This window comes from Micromonospora sp. NPDC127501 (assembly GCF_040302185.1).
Classification (GTDB): domain Bacteria; phylum Actinomycetota; class Actinomycetes; order Mycobacteriales; family Micromonosporaceae; genus Micromonospora.
This window is the reverse complement of record NZ_JBEORJ010000001.1, coordinates 522,442-548,415: the sequence shown is the minus strand read 5'-3', so window position 1 is coordinate 548,415 and position 25,974 is coordinate 522,442. Positions and strand designations below refer to the sequence as shown.

26 protein-coding genes are annotated in these 25,974 nt (G+C 68.8%); 7 read left to right on the top strand and 19 right to left on the bottom strand.

Going from position 1 to position 25,974, the window contains the following annotated elements; translation table 11 throughout:
• Nucleotides 1-124 precede the first annotated feature (124 nt).
• The 3 genes from ABTW72_RS02435 to ABTW72_RS02425 all read right to left on the bottom strand — a co-directional run bounded on the left by ABTW72_RS02435 (nt 125) and on the right by ABTW72_RS02425 (nt 3,138).
• Nucleotides 125-1,300, bottom strand: coding sequence for a zinc-dependent alcohol dehydrogenase (locus ABTW72_RS02435; RefSeq protein ID WP_350853232.1), 1,176 nt, complete (start codon nt 1,298-1,300; stop codon nt 125-127).
• A complete protein-coding gene (locus ABTW72_RS02430; RefSeq protein ID WP_350853229.1) occupies nt 1,297-2,247 on the bottom strand; it encodes an SRPBCC family protein in 951 nt (316 codons plus the stop codon). Before ABTW72_RS02430 ends, ABTW72_RS02435 begins: the two co-directional genes overlap by 4 nt.
• 309 nt (nt 2,248-2,556) lie before the next feature.
• On the bottom strand, nt 2,557-3,138 hold the full coding sequence (locus ABTW72_RS02425) for a type 1 glutamine amidotransferase domain-containing protein (RefSeq protein WP_350853226.1): 582 nt from the start codon (nt 3,136-3,138) through the stop codon (nt 2,557-2,559).
• Between the two features lie 233 nt (nt 3,139-3,371).
• Between ABTW72_RS02425 and ABTW72_RS02420 the strand changes: the two genes are divergently transcribed.
• From ABTW72_RS02420 to ABTW72_RS02410, 3 genes are all read left to right on the top strand, one after another.
• Entirely contained in the window at nt 3,372-4,214 is an 843-nt protein-coding gene (locus tag ABTW72_RS02420; protein WP_350853223.1) for an aldo/keto reductase, read from the top strand.
• Between the two features lie 288 nt (nt 4,215-4,502).
• Nucleotides 4,503-4,859 (top strand): hypothetical protein, encoded by a 357-nt coding sequence (locus ABTW72_RS02415; protein WP_350853221.1) that lies wholly within the window; start codon nt 4,503-4,505, stop codon nt 4,857-4,859.
• Nucleotides 4,856-6,031, top strand: a complete 1,176-nt coding sequence (locus tag ABTW72_RS02410; RefSeq protein ID WP_350853218.1) for a zinc-dependent alcohol dehydrogenase — start codon at nt 4,856-4,858, stop codon at nt 6,029-6,031. The genes ABTW72_RS02415 and ABTW72_RS02410 overlap by 4 nt, the downstream gene beginning before the upstream one ends.
• 26 nt (nt 6,032-6,057) lie before the next feature.
• Here ABTW72_RS02410 and ABTW72_RS02405 read toward each other — a convergent pair whose 3' ends face one another.
• A complete protein-coding gene (locus ABTW72_RS02405) occupies nt 6,058-7,062 on the bottom strand; it encodes a hypothetical protein (RefSeq protein WP_350853215.1) in 1,005 nt (334 codons plus the stop codon).
• Nucleotides 7,063-7,654: 592 nt separating this feature from the next.
• Between ABTW72_RS02405 and ABTW72_RS02400 the strand changes: the two genes are divergently transcribed.
• Together ABTW72_RS02400 and ABTW72_RS02395 are read left to right on the top strand one after the other, a co-directional pair.
• Complete coding sequence (locus tag ABTW72_RS02400; protein WP_350853213.1) at nt 7,655-7,924, top strand: hypothetical protein; 270 nt, start codon at nt 7,655-7,657, stop codon at nt 7,922-7,924.
• A gap of 186 nt (nt 7,925-8,110) precedes the next feature.
• Complete coding sequence (locus ABTW72_RS02395; RefSeq protein ID WP_350853210.1) at nt 8,111-9,082, top strand: hypothetical protein; 972 nt, start codon at nt 8,111-8,113, stop codon at nt 9,080-9,082.
• 87 nt (nt 9,083-9,169) lie between these two features.
• Here ABTW72_RS02395 and ABTW72_RS02390 read toward each other — a convergent pair whose 3' ends face one another.
• On the bottom strand, nt 9,170-10,051 hold the full coding sequence (locus ABTW72_RS02390; RefSeq protein WP_350853208.1) for a helix-turn-helix domain-containing protein: 882 nt from the start codon (nt 10,049-10,051) through the stop codon (nt 9,170-9,172).
• Here ABTW72_RS02390 and ABTW72_RS02385 point away from each other — a divergent pair.
• Nucleotides 10,050-10,490 carry a cupin domain-containing protein gene (locus ABTW72_RS02385; protein WP_350853205.1) on the top strand — a complete coding sequence of 147 codons (441 nt, stop codon included), beginning with the start codon at nt 10,050-10,052 and terminating at the stop codon, nt 10,488-10,490. The two genes, ABTW72_RS02390 and ABTW72_RS02385, sit on opposite strands and share 2 nt — an antisense overlap.
• On the opposite strand, the gene ABTW72_RS02380 is transcribed toward ABTW72_RS02385, so the two are convergent.
• The gene (locus ABTW72_RS02380) at nt 10,474-10,740 is read right to left on the bottom strand and encodes a hypothetical protein (RefSeq protein ID WP_350853202.1); all 267 of its coding nucleotides are present in this window, start codon (nt 10,738-10,740) and stop codon (nt 10,474-10,476) included. The two genes, ABTW72_RS02385 and ABTW72_RS02380, sit on opposite strands and share 17 nt — an antisense overlap.
• Nucleotides 10,741-10,781: 41 nt before the next feature.
• Nucleotides 10,782-12,122, bottom strand: coding sequence for a carbohydrate-binding protein (locus ABTW72_RS02375; RefSeq protein ID WP_350853200.1), 1,341 nt, complete (start codon nt 12,120-12,122; stop codon nt 10,782-10,784).
• Nucleotides 12,123-12,437: 315 nt separating this feature from the next.
• Between ABTW72_RS02375 and ABTW72_RS02370 the strand changes: the two genes are divergently transcribed.
• Nucleotides 12,438-13,655 (top strand): CehA/McbA family metallohydrolase, encoded by a 1,218-nt coding sequence (locus tag ABTW72_RS02370; protein WP_350853197.1) that lies wholly within the window; start codon nt 12,438-12,440, stop codon nt 13,653-13,655.
• 112 nt (nt 13,656-13,767) lie between these two features.
• On the opposite strand, the gene ABTW72_RS02365 is transcribed toward ABTW72_RS02370, so the two are convergent.
• Genes ABTW72_RS02365 through ABTW72_RS02310 form a run of 12 tightly spaced genes read right to left on the bottom strand, consistent with a single transcriptional unit; the run spans nt 13,768 to nt 25,966 of the window.
• The gene (locus ABTW72_RS02365; protein WP_350853194.1) at nt 13,768-14,955 is read right to left on the bottom strand and encodes an ATP-grasp domain-containing protein; all 1,188 of its coding nucleotides are present in this window, start codon (nt 14,953-14,955) and stop codon (nt 13,768-13,770) included.
• Nucleotides 14,948-16,171, bottom strand: a complete 1,224-nt coding sequence (locus ABTW72_RS02360; RefSeq protein WP_350853192.1) for an ATP-grasp domain-containing protein — start codon at nt 16,169-16,171, stop codon at nt 14,948-14,950. Before ABTW72_RS02360 ends, ABTW72_RS02365 begins: the two co-directional genes overlap by 8 nt.
• A complete protein-coding gene (locus tag ABTW72_RS02355) occupies nt 16,137-17,420 on the bottom strand; it encodes an MFS transporter (RefSeq protein WP_350853189.1) in 1,284 nt (427 codons plus the stop codon). The genes ABTW72_RS02360 and ABTW72_RS02355 overlap by 35 nt, the downstream gene beginning before the upstream one ends.
• Nucleotides 17,417-18,841 (bottom strand): S8 family serine peptidase, encoded by a 1,425-nt coding sequence (locus ABTW72_RS02350; protein ID WP_350853186.1) that lies wholly within the window; start codon nt 18,839-18,841, stop codon nt 17,417-17,419. Before ABTW72_RS02350 ends, ABTW72_RS02355 begins: the two co-directional genes overlap by 4 nt.
• Entirely contained in the window at nt 18,831-20,372 is a 1,542-nt protein-coding gene (locus ABTW72_RS02345; RefSeq protein ID WP_350853183.1) for an amino acid adenylation domain-containing protein, read from the bottom strand. The genes ABTW72_RS02350 and ABTW72_RS02345 overlap by 11 nt, the downstream gene beginning before the upstream one ends.
• Complete coding sequence (locus tag ABTW72_RS02340; RefSeq protein ID WP_112620537.1) at nt 20,369-20,941, bottom strand: RBBP9/YdeN family alpha/beta hydrolase; 573 nt, start codon at nt 20,939-20,941, stop codon at nt 20,369-20,371. Before ABTW72_RS02340 ends, ABTW72_RS02345 begins: the two co-directional genes overlap by 4 nt.
• Nucleotides 20,934-21,218: an acyl carrier protein gene (locus ABTW72_RS02335; protein WP_091404973.1), complete on the bottom strand. Its 285-nt coding sequence runs from the start codon at nt 21,216-21,218 to the stop codon at nt 20,934-20,936. The genes ABTW72_RS02340 and ABTW72_RS02335 overlap by 8 nt, the downstream gene beginning before the upstream one ends.
• A gap of 1 nt (nt 21,219) precedes the next feature.
• On the bottom strand, nt 21,220-22,740 hold the full coding sequence (locus ABTW72_RS02330) for a coproporphyrinogen-III oxidase family protein (protein ID WP_091404976.1): 1,521 nt from the start codon (nt 22,738-22,740) through the stop codon (nt 21,220-21,222).
• An 18-nt stretch (nt 22,741-22,758) separates the two neighbouring features.
• Nucleotides 22,759-23,049 carry a 4Fe-4S dicluster domain-containing protein gene (locus ABTW72_RS02325; RefSeq protein WP_124853626.1) on the bottom strand — a complete coding sequence of 97 codons (291 nt, stop codon included), beginning with the start codon at nt 23,047-23,049 and terminating at the stop codon, nt 22,759-22,761.
• Between the two features lie 33 nt (nt 23,050-23,082).
• The gene (locus tag ABTW72_RS02320) at nt 23,083-24,177 is read right to left on the bottom strand and encodes an aminotransferase class IV (protein WP_350853178.1); all 1,095 of its coding nucleotides are present in this window, start codon (nt 24,175-24,177) and stop codon (nt 23,083-23,085) included.
• Nucleotides 24,174-25,397 (bottom strand): ATP-grasp domain-containing protein, encoded by a 1,224-nt coding sequence (locus tag ABTW72_RS02315; RefSeq protein ID WP_350853176.1) that lies wholly within the window; start codon nt 25,395-25,397, stop codon nt 24,174-24,176. Before ABTW72_RS02315 ends, ABTW72_RS02320 begins: the two co-directional genes overlap by 4 nt.
• Nucleotides 25,391-25,966 carry a type 2 periplasmic-binding domain-containing protein gene (locus ABTW72_RS02310; RefSeq protein WP_112620545.1) on the bottom strand — a complete coding sequence of 192 codons (576 nt, stop codon included), beginning with the start codon at nt 25,964-25,966 and terminating at the stop codon, nt 25,391-25,393. Before ABTW72_RS02310 ends, ABTW72_RS02315 begins: the two co-directional genes overlap by 7 nt.
• Nucleotides 25,967-25,974 lie beyond the last annotated feature (8 nt).

Genomic DNA, 25,974 nt, shown 5'->3' with positions numbered 1-25,974 from the left:
CGCCTGCGGCAAACACCTGGGCAGCGCGGTTGCGAATGCAGGGCCGCCCGCAGATCCGCGCCTGCGGACAGACAACGCAGCCGGCGACCGGGCGTGCCGCGGTCGCCGGATGCGTGGGTGGTGGTCAGGGTTTCAGGACGACCTTCTCGCAGTTGTCCTGCTTGTTCTTGAAGATTTCGAAGCCGCGTTCTGCCTGGTCGAGCGGCAGGGTGTGGGTGATGACCCGGGTCGGATCGATCTCCCCGCGTTCGATGCGTTGCAGCAGCGGTTTCATGTAGCGCTGCACGTGGCACTGGCCGGTACGCAGGGTCAGCGCCCGGTTCATCCATGCCCCGGCCGGGAACTTGTCGAGGAAGCCTCCGTACACACCGATCACCGACACGATGCCACCGCTGCGGCACGACAGGATCGCCTGCCGGAGCGCGTGCGGTCGCTCGGTCTCCGAGCGGACGGCCTGCTTGATCCGGTCATACGCGTGCACGTGCGCGCTGCCGTGGCTGGACTCCATGCCGACGGCGTCGATGCACTTGTCCGGTCCCCGCCCACCGGTCAGTTCCAGCAGCCGCGACCGCACATCGACTTCCTCGAAGTTCACCGGCGTGTGGCCCGCCCGTTCGGCCATCTGCAGGCGGTACGGCTCCTTGTCGATGGCGATGACCTTCGCGGCGCCTAGTGCCCGGGCACTGTCCATCGCGAACTGGCCGACCGGACCCGCCCCCCACACCGCCACCACGTCGGTGGACTGGATGTCGCACATCTCGGCACCCATGTAGCCGGTGGGCAGGATGTCGGAGAGGAACAGGACCTGCTCGTCGGTCAGGTCCGACTCGATCTTCAGCGGGCCGACGTCGGCGAACGGCACCCGCGCGTACTGGGCCTGACCGCCGGCGAAGCCGCCGGTCAGGTGCGAATAGCCGAAGATCCCGGCGACCGGGTGGCCGAACATCTTCTCCGCGATGCCGGCGTTGGGGTTGGAGTTTTCGCAGCAGGAGTACAGCTCGGCGGCGCAGGCGCCGCACGCACCGCAGGCGATCGGGAACGGGACGACGACCCGGTCGCCGACGCGCAGCCGGACCGGATCGACGCCCCGACCGACCTCGATCACCTCGCCCATGAACTCGTGGCCCATGACGTCGCCGTCCTGCATCGTGGGCACGTACCCGTCGAGCAGGTGCAGGTCCGAGCCGCAGATCGCGGTGGAGGTGATCCTTACGATGGCATCGCGCTCGTTCAGGATCTTCGGGTCCGGCACGTCACGGACCTTGACCTTGTTGCGCCCTGCCCAGGTGTTCGCCCTCACGCGTCGGCCCCCTTCGCGAGCTCGGAATCCGACAGCGGTTGCGCCGGACGCTGCGGGAACTCCTTGCGAGCCCGCTTGCCCCACGGGGCGCCGTCGGATCGGACCACCTGGCCGGTCTCCAGCACCTGCTTGAGCCGGCGCAGGTCGTCGTCGAGCTGCTGGTGCGGTTCCTCGCCGAAGTACCTGGCGACCGCCTTGCCGACCGCGCCGCCCGGGATGTCGTACGACAGAACGACGTGCACCTCGGTGCTCACCCCGTCCGGGGCGGGCACGAACCGCACCGTACCGGCGTTCGGCACGTCGGCGTTCCCGGTCGACCGCCAGGCGATCTTCTCGCCGGGCGCCTCGTCGACAATCTCCGCGTCCCACTCGATGTTAGTGCCGAACGGAGCGCTGGCGGACCAGTGGCTCGCACGGTCGCCGGTGGTGCGGATCTCCTCAAGGTGGGCCATGAACGTCGGGAGGTTGCCCAGGTCGCGCCAGAACGCGTAGACCTTGGGCGGGGGTTTGCGGATGGTTGTCGTGGCTGTCAGTTCCATGGATCCTCCTTCGCGTAAGCCTCGTACCGTCGGCGCTGAACCGATCTTCTTCGCCCGGGTGGCCTGCACGGCGGTCAGCAGATCCATCACCGTGATCCCGATGACGGCGCCAGTGACAGCGACGAGGCGACGCCGGCGGCGCCCGCTGCGGTGGGCGATGGCCACCCCGAGGGAGGCCAGGTCCATTGCGTCGCCCACGACCCGGGTCCACGCCCAGATGCTCTTCCGCCGGCTCGTCAGGAGTCCGGCCGCGTGTACCAACTCCCGCGCCCCGACCAGCGGCACCACGGCCCGGGTCGTGGGGGAGTCGTCCACCCCGCTGATCCGGCGCACCGTGTCCGGTGCCGCCAGCTGTGCCACGCCCAGGCCGAGACTCACCCAGCCGAGCCGGCGCCCTCGCCGCTGCACGTCCTCTTGCCTGGCCTTCGCTGCCTCTCGGGTTGCTAGTTGAGTCACGGGTAGCCTCCGTATCCGGTCGCACCCGGCCGCGCCTATCGGTTCACCACGGTCCGGGGCACGACCCGTATGGGCCCGCATACCCCTCGGAAACCACCTCAACCTGCCCATCGGCCGCGGTAGGGAGGCGATCCCTGTCTCGCTGCTCAGCCCGACGTCACAGCCGCTGTTCGGCGGGAGTAGCGGCGTCTCGGGCGGCGGGGATAGCCGTCGCCACGGGCTCAGGACCGGCCTGATGCTCCCGGCCCTGAGCCCCGTCGGTCAGGCCGTCGCCATCTTGCGGACGTCTTCGCCCTGGGCGAACTCCTCGACCATCTTGGCGCAGAAGGCCGGAAGGTCGCTGGGGCTGCGGCTGGTGACGAGGCCGTTGTCGACCTGCACCTGTTGGTCCACCCAGTTCCCGCCGGCGTTGCGGATATCGGTGCGCAGGCTAGGGAACGAGGTGAGAGTCCGGCCGTTGACCATGCCGGTCTCGACCAACGACCACGGGCCGTGGCAGATCGCCGCCACCGGCTTCTGCTGTTGAAAGAACGCCCGGACGAAGTCCATGGCCTTCGCGTTCATCCGGAGCCGGTCCGGGTTGACCGTCCCGCCCGGCAGCAACAGGGCGTCGTAGTCAGCCGCATTGACGTCGTTCACGGTCCGATCCACCCGGTAGTGGTTGGCCGGGTTGATGTCCTGGTTCATCGACTGGATCTCGCCGGATCGCAACGAGATCAGGTGAACCTCGGCGCCCGCCTGCTCCGCGGCGGCTCGGGACTGGGTGTATTCCACGTCCTCCACTCCGTCGGCGGCGAGGCAAGCGACTCGCTTACCGGTCAGTGGCTGCTGGCTTTGCGCCATCTCTGCGGCCTCCCCTTCGCGGCGCCGCCCCGTCGGCGGCGCGTCGCTGGATCGCAGTCGCCTTCCCGGTGCGGAGGACGGCCAAACAGGCCAGCGAAGCCCGCACGATGGCGGACAATCCTTCCCACCTGCGTGCTGCGCAACCAGTGCTGGTGGGAGCGGGCGCGCCGTGCGGGTGTGCTGCCTGTCGCAGCGGGTATGGCAGAAACCCACTGGTACCGGGAAAGGTTGAGATGACCCTCGCCAGCGATGCGATCGAGATGCCGTCCGGCCAGACCATGCCCGTGCTCGGGCAGGGAACGTGGTACCTCGGCGAGCACCCTGCAAGGCGGCAGGATGAGTTGGCCGCCCTGCGTACCGGGCTCGACCTGGGCATGACCTTGATCGACACTGCGGAGATGTACGGTGACGGCGCTTCCGAGGAACTCGTCGGAGAGGCGATTGTCGGACGACGCGCCGACGTCTTTCTGGTCGACAAGGTGCTGCCGTCAAACGCCAGCCGACGGGGAACCGTGCAGGCCTGCCGCCGCAGCCTGCAACGACTCGGCGTCGACCATATCGACCTCTACCTGCTGCACTGGCGCGGCACGCATCCACTCGCGGAGACGATCGAGGCGTTCGCCGAACTTGTCGACGCCGGTGACATCGGACAGTGGGGCGTGAGCAATTTCGATCTTTCGGACATGACCGACCTCTTTGAGGCCGGCGGAAACGCCTGCGCGACGAATCAGATTCTGTACAACCTCACCCGCCGTGGTCCCGAGTACGACCTCCTACCGTGGCTACGCGAGCATCGGATCCCCGTGATGGCGTACTCGCCGATCGAACAGGGTCGACTGCTCGGCCACCCTCAGGTCGCGGAGGCCGCCGCCCGGCACGAGGCCACGCCCGCTCAGGTAGCGCTGGCCTGGTTGCTACGGCAGGAGATGGTCGCGGCCATCCCCCGATCATCCAATCCAGAACACACCCGGGAGAACGCCGAAGCGCGCGACGTGCAGCTGACCGAGGAGGACGTGGCGGCGCTCGACACGGCGTTCCCGCCGCCGGCAGGCCCGCAACCGCTGGAGATGTTGTAGGGCCAGCGGCCGTTCCGGCGGGAGACGCAAGACCAGCAGGAATTCATTCCGTGCCAGAACCGCCGCGACGCGGTCGCCCCTTATGAAAGGGTTTGCTCTGAAGGCTGCCAATAATTGACGGCACCCGCACGAGCAGACCAAGCGACAGGGGCGGACATGAGGTGGCTGATCGGGGGAGCGGTCGTGGTTGCCGGCGGGATGGTCGCGCGGCGTCTGCTCGGCGGGACTGACCAGCGTGACGGCCACCGGCAACGGGGTCAGGCAGGGCGGCGCGGGCCAAGGTGGCACGTGGCGACGGTGAACCGGCCAGCGGGTGACGTCGCCCCCGGCGGGCAGCTCCCCGAGCCGTTGGCCGGGCTTGGGGACGCCGTCGAGGTCCAGCTCCGGCCTGCCCCTGGCGACCAGGGGACGGAGATCGCTGTGCGGTTGCGCGATGGTTCCCGACTGCCTGTTGCCGCCGCCGCTCGACGAGCCGCCGGCCGGGATCCGGACCAGGCGATCCGGGCTGCGCTGCGAGAGTCGAAGCAGCTGATCGAGACCGGTGAGGTCCTCCACCCCGACTATCCACCCACCACCGAGCCGACTCCGATGAACAAGCCGCTGCGGATGGCCACCCAACAGGGTCGGCGGGAGGGACGACTGTGAAGGCACTGGTCTGGGAAGGAGCCAACGAGCTCGCGGTGCGGCAGGTTCCGGACCCGCAACTCCGCAACGAGCAGGACGTCATCGTCCGGGTCCGTCGGACGGTGACCTGCGGTTCGGACCTGCACCTGCTCGGCGGATACATCCCGTTCATGGAACGCGGCGATGTCCTCGGGCACGAGTTCCTTGGCGAGATCGTCGAGGTCGGTCCGCAGGTACGCAACCACAAGGTAGGCGACCGGGTCGTCGTCTGTTCGTTCGTCTCCTGCGGCAAGTGCTGGTACTGCCAGCAACAACAGTTCTCCCTGTGCGACAACGGGAACACGAACCCGATGATCACCGAGAACGTCTGGGGTTCCGCGCCCGGAGGCTGCTACGGCTACTCCCACGCACTCGGCGGCTTCGCCGGCAGCCACGCCGAATACATCCGCGTCCCCTACGCCGACCAGGGCGCCTTCACCGTCCCGGACGAGGTAAGCGACGAGCGCGCGCTGTTCGCCTCCGACTCCGCGCCGACCGGCTGGATGGGCGCCGACCTCGCCGGAGTCAAACCCGGTGATGTCGTGGCGGTCTGGGGCGCCGGTGCGGTAGGGCAGATGACGGCCCGGGCGTCCGTGTTGCTCGGTGCCGATCGGGTGATCGTGATCGACCGACTCGACAACCGGCTCCAGATGGCCCAGACGCATCTCGGCGTCGAGACGCTGAACTACGAGCAGCAGGACGTGAGCGGCGAGTTGCTGGAACGCAGTGGCGGTCGAGGCCCGGACGTGTGCATCGAGGCGGTCGGTATGGAGTCGCACAGCAGCGGTCCGCAGTTCTGGTACGACCAGGTCAAGCAGCAGTTGCGGATCGAGTCAGACCGGCCGATCGCGGCGCGAGAGGCGATCTACAACTGCCGCAAGGGCGGCAGTGTGTTCGTGCTGGGCGTGTTCGCCGGGCTGGTGGACAAGTTTCCGCTGGGGGCGGTGATGAACAAGGGGCTGACGCTGCGCGGCGCACAGCAGCACGGGCAGCGCTACATCCCCATGCTGCTGGAGCGAATGGCCCGCGGCGAGTTGGTCACGGAGCATCTCGCGACGCATACCATGCCGTTGGACGAAGCGCCGCGCGGCTACGAGATGTTCAAACAGAAACTCGACGGATGCGTACGAGCCGTCTTCCAGCCAACCAGCTGACCGTCGCGACCAGGGTTTACTCCCACTCATCGCCCGCTGTGGGACTGCCCGCTCTTCTCGTCCCGCCAGCCATCAGGGTGGGGATGATAGCCGTAAGCGGCAGCCCGAACCGTTTCCTCGTTCTCCAGCCCGGAGCCGATCGCGCCGCCGACGGTGGCCAGCGAGCTGGTGATCCAAGCGAGCGTCAGATAGTCGGTGACGTTGACCGGCCGCTGCAAGGTCTGCTCCAGCACGGAGGTGTCGATCAGCAGCGCCCCGACGAGCACCGTTCCCACGAACAGCACCACGTAGGACAGCACCGTGGCCAGAGTGAGGGTGAGGATCGTACCCAGGTTGAACAGCCGTGCCAGCTCACTCGGCGTCTCGCGGCTCGGCTTCTCCCACAGGTCGTGCGCGACGATCAACCAGGCCACCAACGCTGTCAGCCCGAGCAACATGATCACGGCGAGACGGAGTCCGCCGAGCGCATCGCCCATCTGCCAGATGGTGTCCGTGGTAAGTGCGAACGCGGCCGTGCCGAACGCGCCGACCAACAGCTTCGACAGGCCCAGCAGGGCACGCCCCGGACGGTTGGCTCGAACCATGCCGATCAACAGCCGTGACCGGCCGATGAGCCGCGAGGCGACGTAGCGCCGCTCACCGGCGTCGGCCTCGCCGACCACCCGGTGGACGGCGGGAACCCGGCTTGCCAGCTCGGCCGGTGCCCGACCGGCAGGCGGCAACCGCTGGTCGGAAGCCTCGGTCAGCAGCCGGCTCACCAGATCCGGAACGGCCGCGCGGGCCGCTCGCAGCTGGCGCAGTCCCAGAGCGGGCAGAGACACCACCGCTACTCGACGCCGAGCGGAGGTCTGCGCGACCAGCGGCACCCGATCGGCATGCAGCGGCAGATCGGTCAGGCAGACGGCGACGTCCCACTGGTCGTCGGCACGCCGTTGGGCGAGATCATCGAGTAGCGCCTCAACGCCGCCGTCGCGGCGCGGCGCCACTTCGCCCCAACCTTCCCGGACGATCCACCGCACATCGGCGTTCACCCGCTCGGCGAGCCCGCTGGTCAGCTCGGCGGTGAGCCGCGCGGCCACCCGGGCCGGGTGGTCCGGCGGGGTTGCCACCAGTCCGACGACGACCTCCGGGCGGTCCTGTTCACTCTGCGTCATCGGTGCTCCTCACCGGTAGCCAGGCTCGGCCGCTGACGGCGAACAGAGCGGGGGCCTCACGCGCCGTCGCGGCAGCTCGCCGTGCCGGCTGAGGTAGCGGTACCAGGCCGCCGAGAGGAGCCTCCGCCCAGCCCGTGCAACGCCACAGCGACGCACTCGTCTAACCGGGCGCCCCGCCCACGCAGCCTAAGAGAGCACCCCGATCGGTGCAGCGGATTCAGTGGAAGGAGCTCTTGCGGCTCGCTCCAGCGGGGACTGGCCCGGTGTGCGCCGCCGAACCCGGCCGGCCGATGCTCCTCGGCATCGTCGTCTCCAGCGGCGTGTTCGCCTGCGTGCCCGGTACGAGACGGCGGGAACCACCACTGGTGGGCGGTGACCGGAGCGGGCGCCGGGGGCGAGGACGGGACGGCGCGGTTACATCCGGGAGCGATGGCGAGCGGGCGGCCGGCGGTTTGCGGACAATGGGGGAATGAAGCGAGACATGAGCCTGATGCGGTTGACCGGAGCGCGGGCCAACGGCGCGGTGGCGACGGGCGCGGCGGCCACCGGGGCGCGGGCTGCGGGGGCGGCCTCGCTCGGCGCCCTCGCCGTGGGGGCGCTGGCCGTCGGGGCCGTGGCAGTTGGTGCGCTGGTCATCGGGCGGCTGGCGATTCGCCGGGCGGTCGTGCGGGAGCTGCGCGTCGGCCGGTTGGAGATCGGCGAACTGGTGGTGCACAGTCGACCCACCGCTGGGGGATGAGCTCCGGCGAACTCGGCCGCCGAGCGTTCCCGCCGCAGCCCGTGTCGCCGCCTCGCCGAGTCGCGGCGGGCAGGATCGGTGCCTGTATCAGGCCCGGTCCAGCGGGTTGCACGAGTCTGATGCTCTTGGAGCGTGACCTCACCGCGCCAGCCCTCGTCGGCCACGCGACGACTGATCACCCGACGGATGACGATGCGGTCGGCGCGATCCGAGCGCATCGCGGCGGAGGTGTCAGCAGTTCGCCGCCGACGGTCGGCAGGAATGCTCGCTGGCGTCGCACTGACCCTCGGCGCCCTCTCGTACCTGGCGTACCAGCAGAGCGCCATGAGTTATCCCGAGTTGTTGTCAAACGACGGTTACATCAGGGCGAGCTCGCCGACGACCGCCAACGTGGCGCTTCACCTCACGTCCCCCACCGCCGACGGCATCGGTGATTCGCCGAAGGCCACCCTCGAAATCCAGTGGCTGACCAAGACCAGGGACAAGTTCCACCTCATCCTCCACTTCGAAGAGGAGGCCCGGTCGACGGAGTACGTGCCGGAAAGCCCGGAACTGGCGGTCCTTGGCGTCTTCGACGAATTCGACGATGACGGCGACGAGATACTGGTGTCCATCGACCCGAGCAGGCGCCGCGACGAGCTAGTGGACGGCTCTTACGCCGGGGCGTCGTCGATCTCGTTGCTGCTCTACGAGCCGGTGGCCGTGGAGGCCATGGGCAAGGTCGTCGTGGACAGCCCCACGCTGGCCCAGAGCTTTCCCTGTGCCGCTCTGGACGGTGCGGACCCGACCACGGACGAGGAGCGCTCGGCCCTGATAGTGCCCGGGTGGTACGACTGCCAGACCGCCGATCCGACGATCGCGCTGCCGCAGGACGATGCCCGGTACCGGCAGAGCGTCACTGTCACACCACGCGAGGCTTCCGGATTGCGGCTCGAGTCAGCGTTCGGGACGCCCTCTCTGCGCATCGGCCTGTTCAGGCACGGCCTCAACATCCACTGGGAGGATCAGCAGAGGATCGACGCGATCGGGATCTTCGTCGACCCGGTCGCCGAGAACACCGGTCAGCGTTACCTCTTCTGGTCGGGCGTGGCGGGTGGCCTGGCCGGTGGCGTCGCCACCATGTGCCTTGACGCGATCCTCCGCCGGAAGCAGGGGTAGCCGCGACGAGCGTCTCGCCGCGCCCACCACGCCGTTGGGGCCACACTCCCGGCGTACTCCCTTGGTCTTTCTTCATGAGCTTTGACGTCAGATTGACGCAGCGCGGCTCCCGGTGACGGAGGCGTATCGGGCCGGGGTGGTGGAGGTGTGTCGGCGAAAGTGCCGGGTCAGGTGGGCCTGGTCGCAGAAGCCGACGGTGATCGCCACTTCGGCCGGCGGGATGCCGGCGAGGAGTAGTTTGCGGGCGGCCTCGACCCGTCGACCGATGATGTAGGCGTGCGGACTGATCCCGAAAGCCTGGCCGAAGCTGCGGACCACGTGAGGTACCGACCGGTCCAGGAGGCGAGCGGCGGCCGCAAGGCTGACAGCCTCCACCGTGTGCTCGTCGAGCAGCGCCCTCAGCGCGCGGGCGACCTGCGGCTCCGGACGTGTGGACGTGGAAGGGGCGGCGGCCAGGTGGTCGGTGAGCCGTTGCTCGATCATGGCCAGCCTGGCTTCGGCGTTCAGCGGGTCCTCGTCGGCGTCAAGGACCTGGTGGAGCCCGGCGAGGGCTCGACGCAGTGGCCCGTCGCGGAAAGTGGTGTGGTCGACGGCGGAGCCGATCAGACTGGCGGGTAGGAAGGTCGGGTCGAGGTACAGGTTGCGTTTGCGGAAGCCGGGCGCGTTGGCGGCGGGGCGGCCGTCGTGGACCACTCCGGGTGGCAGGACAGCGACATAGTCGGCGCCGCTTACCGCGCAGTGGCGGCTGTCGAGGTCGTAGCGTATGGCGCCAGCGTCGAGGATCAGCACCGTCCAGGTGTCGTGGGCATGCAGCGGGTAGGCGTAGTCGACGATCTGGGCGTGAAAAACCTCGCTGATCCCTGGGACTCGTGGCCTCCAGGCCCGGACTCGGCAACCGGGCGGTCGTGTCCCGTCGGCGTCAAGAACGTCCAAGACCGGCGCGGCGGCCGCGGTGGAGGCTCGGCTCATGTCGATCACTCCCGTCAACCTGACCGTCGTGAACCTGTCCGAGGCGCTTGCGTCGTTCGACGACATCTACAGCCCACGGATCGTGACCCGGACAAACGATTATGACGTGCGGATCGCCCACACCCGGGGCGAGCACGTCTGGCACGTCCACGAGGACACCGACGAATTCTTCCTGGTCCTGGACGGCCAGTTCCATGTCGCCTACCGCGACGCGGACGGTCAGGAACACACCGTCGTCCTGCGCCAGGGCGACACGTTCGTGGTTCCCAAGGGCACCGAACACAAGCCTTCCTCGCCGGGCGGCTCGATTCTGATGTTCGAGCCAACCGGAACCTCCACCACCGGCGACCGCCACGAGGGTGAGATTCCTGATCATGTGGACAGCACTGCGGGGCATGCGTTGGCGACTCCTGAGAGGGTCTCTACCTGCGGACGGTGAGCACCCCGGCGGCCGCCAACAGAGTCCCCGCCAACAGGTAAGTCCAGCGGTCGTGGGCGGCGCCCCAGCCGTCGCCCACGCCGACGAGTAGCGCCACCGGGGCCGGCAGCAGCGCCACCACCGTCATCCCGAGCAGCAGCATCGGTGCGGCGAGCGGACTGCCGACCCCGCGCGGCGAATGCCGCCAGCCGACAGCCGACGCGAGGAACGCGACCGCCGCCACGGTCGCGGCCTCACGCGTCAGGTCCACGTACGGCAGCGACGCGGTCTGCTGCCCGGCGCCGTCACCCGTCAGCGGCCCTGCAGGCGCTTCACGTTGTCGCCGAAGGTCCAGCCCTTCGACCCGTCCCAGTTCGCCGACCAGGTCATCAGGCCCTTCAGGCCGGGAACGGAGTTCCAGGCCTGCGTGACCAGTGACGTCGACATGTAGCCGCCGCCCGCACCGGTCTGCGCCGGCAGGCCCGGGACCTGCTTGTCGTACGGGACCCGGATGGTGGTGCCCTGGATGGTGAGCCCGTTGTTCAGGCACTGCGTCTGCACGGTGAAGCCCTGCACGGTGCCCGCCGGGTACGAGTCGCCGGCGCAGCCGTACATGCTGCCGTTGTAGTACTGCATGTTCAGCCACCAGAGCCGGCCGTTGTCCACGTACTTCTTGATGATCGGCAGGTACGAGCCCCAGATCGAGCCGTAGACCACACTGCCGCCGGTGACGTAGGCCGTCTCCGGTGCCATGGTCAGGCCGAAGTTCGACGGCATCCGGGCCAGTACGCCGTCGATGATCCGGATCAGGTTGGCCTGCGAGGTGGACAGGGTGTTGATGTTGCCGCTGCCGGTCAGGCCGGTCTCGATGTCGATGTCGATGCCGTCGAAGTGGTAGGCCGTCAGGATCGGCACGATCGTCGCGATGAACCGGTCGGCGACGGCGGCGGAACTCAGGTCGATGCCCGCTGCGGCTCCGCCGATTGACATCAGGATGGTGGCGCCGGCCGCTTTGGCCTGGCACATCTCGGCCGGAGTGGCCACCTTCACGCCGGCGTCCATGCCGTTCTCCCAGAGGACCGTGCCGTCCGAGCGGATCACCGGGAACGCCGCGTTGATCACGTTGTAGCCGTGCTGGTTGAGCCGGCTGTCGGTGATCGGGATCCAGCCGAGGCCGGGATGTACGCCGTTGGCGGCCCCGTCCCAGTTCTCCCAGTAGCCCTGCAACACCTTGCCGGTGGGCCGCGACTTCACCGCGCAGGTCCCACCGCTTGGCGGCGGCGTGGTGGGGGGAGGTGTGGTCGGTGGTGGCGTGGTGGGCGGCGGGGTCGTGGGGGGCGGTGTGGTGGGCGGCGGTGTGGTTCCCGCGCACGCGCCGAGGTCACGCCAGAGCGATGGGGTCGAGGCGGGGTTCCAGCCGGCGCCGGGGTGCGCGGTGTGGGTGACCAGTGCCTGGTAGAGCCGGCCGCTGTAGGTGACCTGGGCGCCCGCCTGGTAGGTGGGGCCCTCGGTCCAGGTGGGGGCGGTGCAGGCGACCATCGGGACGGCGTTGGCCGAGGGCCCGGCCGCCATGCTGCTGGGGACGAAGGCGACGGCGGCCGTGACGGTCATCGCCGCCCCGGCTACCACTGCGAAAATTCGACGGCTTCTCATGGCTCACTCCCCAGGCTTCGATGACCCGCGACCTCCACATATTGACGTTCGTGAGAGTTATTATCAAGGGTTGTTTACAGATACCGGGAAGTTGGGGGAGTAGTCGGCCGGCTGGTGGGGGAGCGTGGTCAGGGTCGATGGCGCAACGACCGGGGATCCAGCGGCAGCACTCGAAACCCGCTCACTCCGCGTACCGCACTGTTCGCCTGACAGACGAACAGCTGTGACGTCGCAGCCAGATCCACCAACATGTATATGACTATGACTGGACATCACCCGCACCACTGCCATCACGACCACGGATCCGACGACGACGTGCCCTACGGTCAGGTGGAGACCCCGGCAGGCCTCGGCCGGCGGGCGCTTCTGGCCGGTGCCGGCGGAACGCTGATGCTGGCCGCGCTACCGACCGCCGCCAGGGCGACCAACACGACGATGGCCGGCGCCCCGACCGCTGCGGCCGGTGCCGGCCGGTCATCCCTGATCACCCAGGGCACGATGCTGGTCCACACCGACATGCACAACCACACGGTCATGTCGGACGGTGACGGCAGCGCCGAGGCCGCGTTCGCCTCGATGCGCGAGGCCGGTCTGGACGTCGCCGCGCTGACCGATCACGCCACCCTCTTCGCCATTGACGGGCTCAGCTCGTCCGAGTGGCGGACCACCGGTGACCTGGCCAACGCGGCCAACGACCCGGGCCAGTTCACAGCGATCCGCGGGTTCGAGTGGTCGCATCCGTTGCAGGGGCACATCAACGTCTGGAACACCTCTGACTTCGCCGACCTGTTGCGGGCCGGCAGCCCCGGCAGCCTGTACAACTGGCTCGCCGGCCGGCCCGGGGGTCTGGCGAGCTTCAACCACCCCGGTCGGGAGGCGGGCCGGTTCAACAACTTCTCCTTGAACGCCTCGGTCCGCGATCAGCTCGTGGGGCTGGAGATGTTCAACCGGACCGACGACTTCCTCTTCGAGGGCTGGTCGTCGGGTGCGACGTCACCGCTGGTGGCCTGCCTGAACGCCGGTTGGCGGCCGGCTCTGACCGGTGTCACCGACGAGCACGGCACCAGTTGGGGCTTCCACGAGGGCAAGGGCCGCAGCGGCCTGTGGGTCGCCGAGAACACCCGCGCGGCGGTGTTCGAGGCGATGGCCGCTCGCCGTTCCTTCGCCACGCGCGTCTCGGGCCTACGGGTGGACGCCACCGCCAACGGCGTACGCATGGGTGGCGTGCTGAACGTGGCCTCCGGCGACGTTCGGTTCCTGCTGGATCTGGACCGCGGCTCGGCCTGGGACGGCAAACCCCTGCGGATCCAGGTCCTCCGTCCCGGCACCTCGGCGCCGACCGTCGTCGACGTCATCGACACCGTCAACGGCCAGGTCACCGACTTCACAGTGCCGCTCGACGTCACCGACGGCGACTGGGTGGTGCTCCGGATCTCCGACCCGTCCCTACCCAACGGCACCCCCGGCCCGGCCGGCCACCCGTGTAACGACTTCGCGGTGGCCTACACCAGCCCCTGGTGGCTCCGGCCCTGACCTTCGAGGTGCCGGTCCCGGCACTGCCGGCCAGCCACAGGCTGCTGCGCCGGCCGTCCGGGACCGGCCCTTGACAGCCGTGGTCACGGTCCCTGAACGGCGTCTCGGCGATTCAGCCTGGGCGGCTGACGATGGTCAGCGTCTTGCGGACGAACTCCAGCGCTTCGTCGCGGAGCGCCGGGGTCTCGGCCGAGACGATGAGGTAGCCAGCGCGTTCGGCGCTCCAGGTGGCCGCCGGCACGGCGTCGCCGGGGTTCTTCCACCAGCCGCACCTGACGAAGGCCGGGTGTGCTTCGATCTCGGCCATGCCCCGCATCTCGACCAGGATGCCGGGCGGCGCGACGGGGAGGTAGCTCGCCGCGTACGCGACGGGGCGTGGCGGTGGTTCGGGCAGGGGCATCGCCATGGCGAGCCGGACGACCATCTCGAACCAGTCCAGCCCGTAGGTGAGGCTGAGCAGATCCATCAGGTAGTCGCCGGGGGTTCGGACGGCGATCTCCATCAGGGTCGGCCCGTCGGCGGCGAGCCGGAACTCGAGGTGCACGATGCCGGTGCGCATGCCGAGCGCGGCCACCACGGCGGTGCAGAATTCCGTCACCTCGGCGGCGGCCTCCTCGTCGAGCTGGATGCCGGTGCGATGCGCGATCTCGACGAAGTGGGGCGGCTCGGCGGTCTCCTTGGCGGTGAGGTTGGCCAGCCACACCTTTCCCTCGCTGAGCAGGGCCTCCCAGCTGTATTCCGGGCCGTCGACCGCCGTCTCCACCAGGAGCGGACCCTCGTGGTTTCGGCGTGCTACCGCGTCCTGGAAGGCGTTCACGTCCTCGACCAGTTCCACTCCCTCGCTTCCTGCGGAGGACAGTGGCTTCACGACAACCGGCAGGCGGGCCGTGGCCCATTCGCGCGCCGATTCCAGATCGTCGGTCATCAGGTACTCGGGTTGGCGGATGCCCGCCGCCGCGAACAGGCCCCTCTGCAGGGCCTTGTTGCGGGAGATGGTCGCGGCGTGCAGGGACGGGCCGGGAAGGCCGAGCCGGTCCTGCAACAGGGCCGCGCCGAGCACGTTGTTCTCGGTGAACGCCACCACTCCCGCCGGCCTGCGGTCAGCCGCGGCGGCCCAGGTTCCCTGGGCCCACTGCTCGTCGTGGTTGCCGGGGGCCACCCGGATGTGGTCGACGAGCTCGGCCGTGTCGGCGGCTCGGGACGCGCCCTCCACGGCTGCCACCTGCAGACCCAGCCGTCGCGCGGCGGTGAGGTAGGGCCTGCCCATGAAGCCGACCCCGACCAGCAGCAGCTCAGACATGGTTGGCCGCCTTGTCGGCAGCGGTGACCTTGATCGAGGCGAACATGTCCCGCAGGAACTGCTCGAGCACGGCAGTGGGTGCCGGGCCGACGATACCGGCGATGGGTACGTCGTACTCGGCGTAGCTGAGGGCCTGACTGACCGGCTCGTCCTCGGTGCGCTGCACCCAGCGCCAGGTCAGCGGGCTATGTTGGAACTCGTCCGCACCCTTGATCGTGCAGAACCTCCCGCCCACTGTGTGACCGGGGAAGATGAACCAGCCGTACCGGGCGTCCGGGCCGGCGTCGCGCGCCTCGGGGGCGGACGCACCGGGCGTCGAGAGGGCCCGCAGTTGCACCGACGGCATGTGCACGCCGGTCGCCAGTTCGAAGGTGTCGGCCACGCCGGCCCCGCCAAACCTGCTGGCCACCTCGAGGAAGACCAGGCCGTCGGGCGTCTCGATGCCTTCGAGGTGGAACAGGCTCGTGGTGATGCCGACGGCCCGTAGGCAGGCGGTGGTCCACTCCACGACGGCAGGCGGGGTGTCCGTCTGCACCGAGCCGAGCGGGCTGCCCTCGGCGTACCCGAGGCAGGTGCCGACGTAGCGGCTGGCCTGGAGCGTGACCGGTGTGCCGTCGACGGCCAGCCCGTCGACGTGGATGATCGGGCCGCTGACGAACTCCTCGATCTCGAAGCCACTCGGGTCCGCGTCGGAGGGCAGGCCGTCGCGGCGTACCGCATCGAGGGCCGCTTCGGCGGTGTCGAATACGCGTACGTCCTGGCTGGATGCGCCGTCGAGCGGTTTGAGAACCGTCCTGCCCGACCAGCCGATGGCGGCTCCGGCGAGGGCCGAGGTCAGCGGGAGGTAGCGCGGCACACGCAGACCCGCCCGGGAGGCGGCGGCCTTCATCATGACCTTGTCCCGTACGGGAAGCACGTCGGCCTCGCGTGGGCCGGGCACACCCAGCGCCTCCCGGATGCGGGCCGCGGCGATCAGGTCGAACTCGGACTGGGCGATGAGCAGGTCGGGTCGCGGCTGCCCGGCGAGCGCCGTCACCACCTCGGTCTCCGTGGCGCCGGTCCCGGGCCGTTCGATCCGTGTGCCGGGCAACCGTGCGGGCAGTGTCGCCATGCGCTCGGCCGTACCGATGAACGTCACCTCGTGGGCGTCGAAGTCGAGGCCATCCGCGTAGCGGATGATGTCATCGGTGATTCGGTGCAGGATCAGGATGCGCATGGGGATACCTCAGTTGAAGGACCAGTGGGAGCAACAGAACGGCGATGAGGACGGATCCGAGCACCGCACCGAGTAGTACGGCCTGCGGGCCGTGCGCGGTGGCGAAGACGGCGACGACGAAACCCGAGATCGGCAGGGAGACCTGGTTCAGCAGGACGATGAGGCCGATCGTCTTGCCGAGGTGCTCGCGGGGAATGCGACGGACCCGCTCGGCGCGGATGAAGACGTTCAGGATGCCGACAGTGCCGATCAGCATCGTGTAACCGATGGCGAACTGGGTGAACGAGTTCGCCTGGCTGATCGCGAGCCCGCCCAGGCAGATGATCACGAACGTGCCCAGGATGGCGACCAGCGGGCTGACACGCCGGGACAGTCGCGGGATGATGAAGAAGATCAACAGGGAGAGCACGCCTTCGGCGAAGGACAGAACGCCGAAGTAGCGGTCGGGCTTGCCGAAGGTGCCGGTGGTGATGGCGGCGCTGGTCGCCATGCCGACACCGACCATGAGGTTCACCATCATCGTCAGCCCGACCAGGCCCACCATCGGGGGGAGCTTGAACAGGGTCCGCCCGCCCTCGACCACCGAGGCCAGCACTCCGCGTACCGTCGTGGGCTCCGCATTGGTGACCGCACTGCTCAGGCTGCCGCGCAGCGTCAGGACGTTGAGTGCGGTGAGCGCGAACAGCACCCCGGTCACCAGCAGGAGATCGGTCGTTCCCAACAGGGTGGCCAGTAGGACCGCGAGGGCCGGCCCGAGCACCGTGCTCGCCTGCTCGGTGCCCTGAATGACGGACTGGGCCCGCACCATGTGCTCGGCGGGCACGAACCGGGGGAGGGTGGTCTCCATCGCGATGTACGCCTGGGCACTGGCCAGGGACATGGATGCGGCAAGAACGCTCAGCGTCACCACCGTAGCGTCCGGCCAGGCCAGAACGGCGGCGAACGCGGCCGCGGCGAGGAACGCTCGGACGCTGTCGGCGATCAGGTAGAGCCGGTAGCCGTCGACCCGGTCGGCGAGCACCCCGGCGACGGGGACGAAGATGACCCGCGGAAGCCACTCGACCAGGAAGACGAGCCCGCTCGCGGCGACACTGCCGGTGGTCTTGAAGACCAGCAACGGGATGGCGAACAGCAGAAACTGGTCGGCCAGCGCCGCCACCCCGCGGCCACCGACGAAGCGCACGATCTGATGCGGCCGGATGTCTGTCGTCTGGGGCTCTCTGGCGGCGGTACGCAATGGTCCATTCACGCAGAGATCCCCCGTCTGTCCATCGAGGAGCGTAACAGCGGTCGATCAGCGGCGACAGCCCCGTCCAATCGGTGCGCGGTGAGCAAACCATGGCCGGTGGCCGGGTTCGGGCTCGCTCCGCCGCACTCGTCCCCGGTGATGGAACGGCCCTGCGTAACCGGCACGCAGTCCGCGGCCAACGATTCCACAGTGCTCGCCCGGCCCTGCTGAATCGCCAGTGCCACCACGCCGGCGGCGTACGCCGTGGCACCTGACGTGCCGCTCGAAACGAGCCAGCCGTCGTCCGCCCCCGTACCGTCGTACTTGCTGTTTCGGCGGTCGAACAGGCAACCGGGCTGGGTCGGGAACAGGATGTAGTTGCCGTTGGGCAACATGCCGCACGGGCCGGACACGTCCGGCACGGCCCGTCCGGGGAAGATTGCCGAGCGGTAGCTGGAGGCCAGGTCGGCGGCCCGCAGCGCGCCGTCGGGGCCGATGTGCACCCCGCCGACGGTGATCGCACCAGGGGTGGCGACGGACTGGAACATCGCTGTCGGCCGGTCGGTCGAGCCGTTACCCGCGGCGAACAGCACTGTGCAGCCCCGCCGGATCGCGTTGGCGACCTCGAGATGCAGATGGGGTTCCGAGCGCAGGGTGCCCCAGCTGCAGGAAATGACGTCAGGTTCCAGCTGCACCGCCCGCTGGAACGCGGCGACGGGAAACGAGAAGCCCTCGGTGGCCATCTTGACCATCGTGAGGGACACGTCGGGGGCCACCGCCAGGAGCAACGCCGACATCGCTGTGCCGTGACCGCGTTCGTCGACAGCGGGATCGAGCTGCGGCAGCACGGCCACGACCGAGGTCCGGTAGCCGTGCTGCCGGTGATGCGGATGGTCGTAGAGGCCGGTGTCGACCATGACGACCCGGACGCCCTGGCCGCGGATGCCGGCGGCGTGGAGTTCTTCGGCGCCGGCCACTCGGACCGCGTCGTCGGGAAGGTTGAGATGGTGCCCGCGTCCGCGCAGCACCGGCGGCGACACGGTCGCGGTCAGCTCGAATCCGGATCGCGGTGCCGAGACCGCACCGATGAGGTCGGTGCACACCCGGGAGCGCAGCGGGCCCCGCGCCACGAGTTCGTACCGCGGGGAATCGCGGATGTACTTGTTGCGTACCACGGCCACGACGCTGCCGAAGACGTCCCGGAGCAGGCTTTGCTCGCCGCTGACCGTCAGGCCCACGTCGGTTCGCGCCTCGATCGCCAGGCCTTCCCGGGTGAGCGCCTCGGCGACCCGGTCGACGGTGGCCGGCGCGGGAAGGAACTCCTCGACAGGGTGACGGAGCAGCTCGGCGGGGTCGTCGGCGACGGTGCGCCCGGACGCCGCCCGTGGGACGACGGTCAGCACACCCCGCCCGGTGAACGCGGCGATCTCGTCATCGATCATCGGACGCCACCAGTTCGCGCAGGCGGCCCCGGTCGAGTTTCCCGGTCGGCGTCAGGCCGACGTCTCCCTCGTCGATCAGGACGATCTCGGCCGGGACCATGTACGGCGGCAACACCCGGGCGAGCGCGGCAGCCAGTTCCGTTTCGGCTCCGGACCGGTCGGCGCCGAGGACAAAGAGGGTGATGGCCCGGCCGGCGAGGCGGTGCTGGGTCACCACCGCGCAACAGTCGACCACCCAGTCCACGGCGAGCGCGGCGGCTTCGACCTCGGAGGTGTGCACGAGGTTTCCGGCGATCTTCACGGCGTCGTCGCGGCGGCCGACGAAGACGAGCTGCCCGTCACCGGCGCGCCGGACGAAGTCGCCCGACCGGTAGTACCGGACCTCGGGGGAGCCGCGGCTGATCAGCACCTGGTCTGTCTTCGCCGGCTCCTCGCAGTAGCCCAGCATGACCTGGGGGCCGCCGATGAGCAGCTCACCCGTATCGCCGTCGGGCACCGGTCGCAGGTCGTCGTCGACGATCAGGACGTCGACGGCGGGCAGCGGCGTCCCGATCGGCAGGTACTCGTCGTGGTGGCTGGCGATGTCGTCGGTCAGGTAGAGGGTGGCGCTGTGCGTGGTCTCGGTCGGACCGTAACCGTGCACGTAGGTCAGACCTGGGACCTTCTTGTCCAGGGCCCGCAGGAGCGAGGTCGGGCACGACTCGCCGCCGAACCACAGGCGCCGCAACGAGCTCAGGTCGCGGCGGTCGATGTCGCTGAACCGCCCGAGGAGCATCCGGATGACCGAGGGCACCAGCAACACATCGGTGATGCGCCACTGCTCGCACGCCTGCGTGACCTGGCCGGCCATCGACAGCCGGGGCAGCAGGTGCACGGCACCGCCGACCAGGAAGGTGGAGTACAGGTCGACCACCGACGCGTCGAAGAACAACGGCGCCACGTTCAGGTAACGCATCCGTTCCGGGAAACCGACCACCTCCTGTACGCCTTCGAGTAGCGCGCACAGACTGCGGTGGCTGATCATGACGCCCTTCGGGCCGCCGGTCGAACCCGACGTGAAGATGACGTACGCCTGGTCGTCCGGCGTCCTGTCCCGGTACGCCGACGGCCGGTAGTCGGCCTCAGCCCACACGTTCCAGGAGTCACCGGTGACCACCAGGGTGCCGGCCGCAGCCTCGGCGACCAGCCCGAGATGCTGCGGATGCGCCACTGTCACCGTCGGACGGCATCTGGCGAACAGCAGGGCCGTCCGGGCCGGTGGCAACGACTCGTCGACGGGGACGTACCGCGCGCCGAGCCGGAGCGCCGCCAACATGCAGACCACGGAGTCGATGGACTTGTCCATCACCATCGCGACGGTGCCGTGCCGCCCGACGAGGGGAGCCAGCAGGTCGGTCAGCGCCTGGGTGCGCCGGGCCAGCGTCCGATAGGACACCTGTTCGTCGGTGGCCAGGTCGACCACCGCCACGGCGTCGTCGTCGTGGCGGCGATCGAGGACCTCGTCGGCGAAGCGGAGCGGGCCACCGGTCACCGGTCGACCGTCGCGAGTTGCTGGCACACCGCCTCCAGCAGTTCCGGGAAGGTGTCCAACTTCTGGTCGTAGGACCCGAAGTGGCCCATCCCCTCCATCAGGGTCAGCCGGCTGCCGGTCAGCCGGTGCAGCTCCCGGGCCACGTCGACGGGGACCCACGGATCGTCCGTCGAGTGGAACTGGACGATGAAGCGCTGATTCCGCCTGATCGCCGCCCAGTCCCATGGTCGGTCGAAGAATCCACTGCGCCGTTCGAGTTCGAAGCCGCAGTCGGTGTGGTGTCCGGCCACCACGAAGGTGCCCAGCAGCGGCGCCGACTCCGCGTACCGCAGTGCGGTCAGGGCTCCTGACGAGTGCCCGACGATGACCGTCTGGTCGTCCGGCCGGATGACATCGGTCAGGTAGGGCAGCCAGTACCGCATCCGGCCCTTGATCGGATCGGGGAAGGTCTGTGCCACGACGTTGTGGCCACGAGCCTCCAGCTCCCGTTTGAGGTACGGGAACCAGATGCCGTCGATGGTTGCGCCGGCGTTACCGTGCACCAGGACGACCCGGACCGCATCAGACATAGGAGTCGTCGTTGAGCTGGTCCTCGAGCATTGTCGCGAGCGAGCCGAGGGTGGCGAAGTGTTCCACCGTCAGCAACTCCGGTTCGAGCTCGATGTCGTAGTACGACTCGAAGGCCAGCGTCAGCTCGATCATCTGGGTGGAGTTCAGGGAGAGCCCGCCGTTGAACAGGGGTGTGTTCGAGGTCAGCTCGACGTCGTGGTTCGGGAAGACCTCGGCCGCGATCTTCCGCAGGTCATCCTCGATGTCGGCGCGGGTCTTCCGGTCAGCGCTCGTCACGTCAGCCCGCCTTCGGCCCGGTGCTGGAATCGGCGGGCCGGGTCGCCAGCTTGGACTGGAGGAAGACCGGGGTCCGGGGGATGTTCATCTCGTCCTGGTGGAACGGGTTGCGCTTGTTCTTCAGCGAGAGGTACATGGTGCGGCGCGCCCGCGCCTTCTCCTCGTCGGAGTAGAACAGGAAGGCAATGTTGCCGGCGTTCTCCCGGCCGACCTCGGTGAGGGTGATGTCCTCGTCGGTCTCGATCGCGTACCCGCTGTCGACCATCCAGTTGATTTCCCGGCGGTACTTTTCCAGGTTGGCGACATCCGCCTTGCGGACGGTGCCGAAGACCGGGAAGAACACCATGACCCGGTTCTCGACCTCGTCCTCACTGCAGATCCGGCCCTGCTCGATGGGGATGATGCCGTCCTCGACATCCTTGATCCAGCGGTCCACGTTGGTGTGGTTGCGGTAGCTGCGCTCACCCATGTAGTTCTCGGCGGCCGGACCGATGCCCAGCGTGTAACTGGCGCGGTAGCCGTTGCCTCCGCAGGCGTGGTCCAGCCCGATCGGGCCGGTCTCGTCGAGGTGGGTGAAGAAGTTGATCAGGAGCTGCTTGTCGTACCCGTAGTCGGCAAGGCTCTCCTTGATCTGGCGGTACTGGACCCGCTCGATGCTGCCGGACGGCAGCACGTCGCTCACCTTGCCGGCCCGGATCTGCTTGTCCAGCCGGGTGCCCTCCCACTGGTTGAACCGGTACGTCTGCACGAAGCTGGGGCGCAGTTCGGCGCAGATGCCGTGGATGTCGGAGGCGAGAATCTCGTCGGTCTGACCGGCGAGGTTGTACATGAGGTCCAGGGCGAACGTCCTGATCCCGGCTTTGCGGATGTTCTCCGCCGTCTGGTACACCTGCTCGACGGTGGCCTTGATGGTCAGCTTGCGCCGGATCTCCTCGTTGAGCGTCTGTACGCCGAACGAGATGCGGGTGATGCCCAGGGACTTGAGCATCTCGATGTAGCCGTCCGTGGACAGGCCGAGCGGGCTGCCCTCCAGCGAGATCCCGTCGACCTCGCTCAGGTCGAACTCGCGATGCACGGCCTGGATGATGGTCGCCATCGACTCCTGGTCGAGCGCCGACGGCGTGCCCCCGCCGAACTGGACATACTTGATCTTCGTGCCCTGGAAGTACGCCGAGCGGGCGTTGCGCTCGATCTCCTTCACCATGGCCTTGACGAACCGCACCCGCTGCTCGCCCTGGTACTTGGCCGAGGACTCCTTGAAGCAGGCGCAGAAGTTGCAGAACGCCTCGCAGAAGGGGATGTGGAAGTACAGCAGGATGTCCGTCTGCTGAGGGTGCGTCTGACGGTCCAGGAAGGAGAAGTACTCCGCCTTCTCCTGCTCGGTGCGCAGCGCGTCCTGGAAGCCGCAGATCTTGGGATAGAACCAGGTGACGTTGGTGCGCTTCTCCGGGCTCTCGAAGTCGTCCTTGAGGTAGAAGTTCGAGTCGAGACCGAGCATGAACGAGTTCTCGGTGGTGGTCATGTCTGTCGATCCCATCCCTTATGAGGCGGACTTCTTGCTGACGGAATTGGCGTCGCTCTGGTAGATGACCGGGTACTGCTGGCTCATCTCACCGTTGATCTGGATCCACTCGAACTTGTCCTCGGGCAGTTCGACGTCGGCCCAGATCGCCTCCGGCGGGCATTCGGCAACGCAGGCGTTGCAGTCGATGCACTCCTCCGGATTGATGTAGAGCATCTCCGGGCCCTCGTGGAAGCAATTGACCGGGCAGACGTCCACGCAGTCGGTGTACTTGCAGCCGATGCAAGCATCGGTGACGACGTAGGCCATGATCTGGATCTCCTGATGGTTGCGCTGCCGTGGTCAGGCGTGGACGGTCGAAACTTCGGTAAGCCGTCGCATCCAGCCGAACCGGTCGATCACGTCGCCGCGGTGGATGCCATCGAGCACCTCTCGGAGGTGCGACGCCACGGCGACGGTGCCGGGCAGCCGGTATTCCTCCCCGTTGTAGCCGAGGCCGTTGATGGAGACGACGCCCTCGACCGTGCCGGTGCCGAAGCACTCGGTGATCCGACCGTCGGCGATGCCCTGCAGCACCTCCGTCAACGGAACCGGCCGTTCGTCGACTCTGGTACCCGCGTCACGCGCCAGCTTGATGATCGAGTCGCGGGTGATCCCCGGCCGTACGGTGCCGTCCAGGGACGGCGTGGTCAGAACGCCGTCGATGACGAAGAACGCGTTCATCGCGCCGACCTGCTGGACCCTGCGCTCCGGCTCGCCGCCGACCCACAGCACGTGGTGGTAGTCGTAGTTGGCGGCGATCTCCCGTGGCACCAGCCCCGGCCCGTAGTTCCCGACGGCGTTGACGTCGCCAGTGCCGCCCGGCCACGCCCGGACGTAGTCGTTCACCACCATCGCCCGCACCGGCAGCTCGGCCGGAGCCTGCCGCGCCAGCGGGCTCGCAACGATCGTGAAGAGGCACTCCTCGGCCGGGGCGACCTCGAGCGTCGGGCCGTTGCCGGCCAGAACGGAGTGCAGCAGCAGCGCCGACCCGGGCTGCGCCGGGATCCACGCCGAGTCCAGATCCACGAGTCGGCGGATCGCGAGCCAGACGCGGTCGAAGTCGAGTTGCGGGAGTGCCATCCGCCGGGCCCCGTTGTTCAACCGCTTGACGTGGCTGTCCGGGCGGTACACCGCGACGGACCCGTCGGTCATCCGGTAGGCCGCGAGGTCGTCGAACACCGCCTGCCCGTAGTTCAGCGCCGAGGACGTGGGCCGCACCGACGGCAGTGCGTCGCGGTCGGCGATGGTCATGCCCTGCCAGGACCGCCGCTTGCTCCACCGCATCGAGTACGCGTGATCGGTGAGGGTGCTGCCCGGGCGCGTCGGCGCGTCGGCCTCCGGCTTGGAGCGAGGTGCGGTCGTCGCCTCGACGACCAGATCGTTGTCCTTGCTCACGATCGACTGCCTTCCTTGTCGGATACATCAACCCGCACGTCGCGGAGCACGGCGCCGACCAGGTCCTCGACCCGGCCTGGATCGCCGACGAAATGGACCTGGGCGACCCGGTTGTGGAAGATGTCATCGGGATCGAGCGCCGCGCCGCGCTCGGCCTCGAAGACGATCCGTACGAACTCGTCGGCATCGAGGAACGGCTCGATGCCGGACAAACTGCCGGCGAAGACGCCCGGCCGATCGGTGGTGACGAAGGCCAACCCGGCGCTCACCGACGAAACGGGCTGGTCCACGTAGCGGCCGCCGCGAGCCGCCTCAGCCGCCGCCAGGTAGAGGTCCACCCCGGGCCCCGCCATGACCAGCTCGGGAATGCAGTCGCCGGCCAGCCGAGCGCCCACCTCGATCAGCACCGGGTGGCCGTCCGCGGCGATGCGGGTCTCGATGTGGAACGGCCCGACGGTGATGTCGAAGGCGGCGACCACCTGCGCGGCGAACTCGTGCAACAGCCGTCCGTGCGGCGAGCGCTGCGGCGGTGTGGCGACGTGGCCCATCTCGAAGAACTGCGGCGGCGCGCTGAGGAGTTTCGTGGTGATGCTGACGACGTGCGGCCCGGCCGTGTCCACCCAGCCTTCGAGGGAGAACTCGGGGCCCTCGACGTACTCCTCGACCAGGGCGACCCGCCGCGGATCGTGGTGGAACTTGACCTCGCCGTACCGGTGGATCTCCGCGCAGGCCCGCCGGTACTCGTCGGCGTCCCGGACGAGGCGCACCATCAGGCTCCCGCCCCAGTCGGCCGGCTTGACGACCACCGGGAACGCGAAGGGGCATTCGCCCACCTCACCGGCCGGGATCGTGATCGATGCCGGGACGGTGATGCCATGCTTAAGGCAGCGTTCCCGCATCACGTCCTTCTGCCGGACGGCCTCGGCAGTGTCCTGGCTCAGCGCCGGCAACGCGAGGGCGCGGGCCAGCTCGGCCGCCGCGCCGACGGCGTACTCGAAGCCCGCGATGACGCCGGTCGGCGTCACCCCCAGCCGGTCGACGAGGTCCAGCAGAGCGGGCACGCCGTGGTCCGGATGCCAGTCGACGACGCGCGCACCGGAGTGGACCTCCGCCGGCAGCAGATCGGGGAACTGTGTCGGGATCAGGCACGGGACGCCGGCGTCGACCAGCCGGCTCGTCAGCGCGATCCCGGCCGACAGCGGCTGGACGATGATCAGCACGTGGCGCCGGCCTTCCCCACGTGCAGGGTGAACACCATCGGCACCGGGCCGAAGTTCTCGAGCGTTCGCAGCCCTTCGGCCCGCGCCGCCCGGTCGGTGGTCACGCAGGCGTCGTAGTCCCCGGCGGCACAGACGGCAGCCGCCACGGAGTTGCTGCTGGCGTACGAGATCGTGCCCCGATTCGTCACCAGACAGCTGGGGGCGGGATGGGTGACGATGGTGCTGACGGACTCCTGGCCCGGACGTGCGGCGAGGACCATGTCGTACGTGTCCAGGATGAAGCTGTCGGCCATCGTGAGCCGATGCAGGTTGCCGAACACCAGGTCGTGCAGGCGCGGGTAGACGGCACAGGCGAGAATCGCCTCGGTGCCGTCGAACGTCATGGCGTCGAGCCCATCCTCGACCTCGGCGTGCAGGATCACCCGGCCCGGGCGCTGTCGGTCGGCGAACCAGCGGTGTGCGGCTTTCTCCAGGTTCGTTCCCGTCGGTCCGAGCGTGTGGATGGTGGTGACGTGCGGCAGTGCGGTTGTGCCGGAACCTGCTGTGGAACGGCCGGTGGCGTCAGGCATCCGCCATC

Bases quoted from the DNA above. Each gene is read 5' to 3' on its own strand.
- ABTW72_RS02425 (WP_350853226.1), bottom strand. From the start codon at position 3,138: ATGGCGCAAAGCCAGCAGCCACTGACCGGTAAGCGAGTCGCTTGCCTC.
- ABTW72_RS02420 (WP_350853223.1), top strand. From the start codon at position 3,372: ATGACCCTCGCCAGCGATGCGATCGAGATGCCGTCCGGCCAGACCATG.
- ABTW72_RS02400 (WP_350853213.1), top strand. From the start codon at position 7,655: ATGAAGCGAGACATGAGCCTGATGCGGTTGACCGGAGCGCGGGCCAAC.
- ABTW72_RS02395 (WP_350853210.1), top strand. From the start codon at position 8,111: ATGACGATGCGGTCGGCGCGATCCGAGCGCATCGCGGCGGAGGTGTCA.
- ABTW72_RS02385 (WP_350853205.1), top strand. From the start codon at position 10,050: ATGTCGATCACTCCCGTCAACCTGACCGTCGTGAACCTGTCCGAGGCG.
- ABTW72_RS02390 (WP_350853208.1), bottom strand. From the start codon at position 10,051: ATGAGCCGAGCCTCCACCGCGGCCGCCGCGCCGGTCTTGGACGTTCTT.
- ABTW72_RS02375 (WP_350853200.1), bottom strand. From the start codon at position 12,122: ATGAGAAGCCGTCGAATTTTCGCAGTGGTAGCCGGGGCGGCGATGACC.
- ABTW72_RS02365 (WP_350853194.1), bottom strand. From the start codon at position 14,955: ATGTCTGAGCTGCTGCTGGTCGGGGTCGGCTTCATGGGCAGGCCCTAC.
- ABTW72_RS02360 (WP_350853192.1), bottom strand. From the start codon at position 16,171: ATGCGCATCCTGATCCTGCACCGAATCACCGATGACATCATCCGCTAC.
- ABTW72_RS02350 (WP_350853186.1), bottom strand. From the start codon at position 18,841: ATGATCGATGACGAGATCGCCGCGTTCACCGGGCGGGGTGTGCTGACC.
- ABTW72_RS02340 (WP_112620537.1), bottom strand. From the start codon at position 20,941: ATGTCTGATGCGGTCCGGGTCGTCCTGGTGCACGGTAACGCCGGCGCA.
- ABTW72_RS02330 (WP_091404976.1), bottom strand. From the start codon at position 22,740: ATGACCACCACCGAGAACTCGTTCATGCTCGGTCTCGACTCGAACTTC.
- ABTW72_RS02325 (WP_124853626.1), bottom strand. From the start codon at position 23,049: ATGGCCTACGTCGTCACCGATGCTTGCATCGGCTGCAAGTACACCGAC.
- ABTW72_RS02310 (WP_112620545.1), bottom strand. From the start codon at position 25,966: ATGCCTGACGCCACCGGCCGTTCCACAGCAGGTTCCGGCACAACCGCA.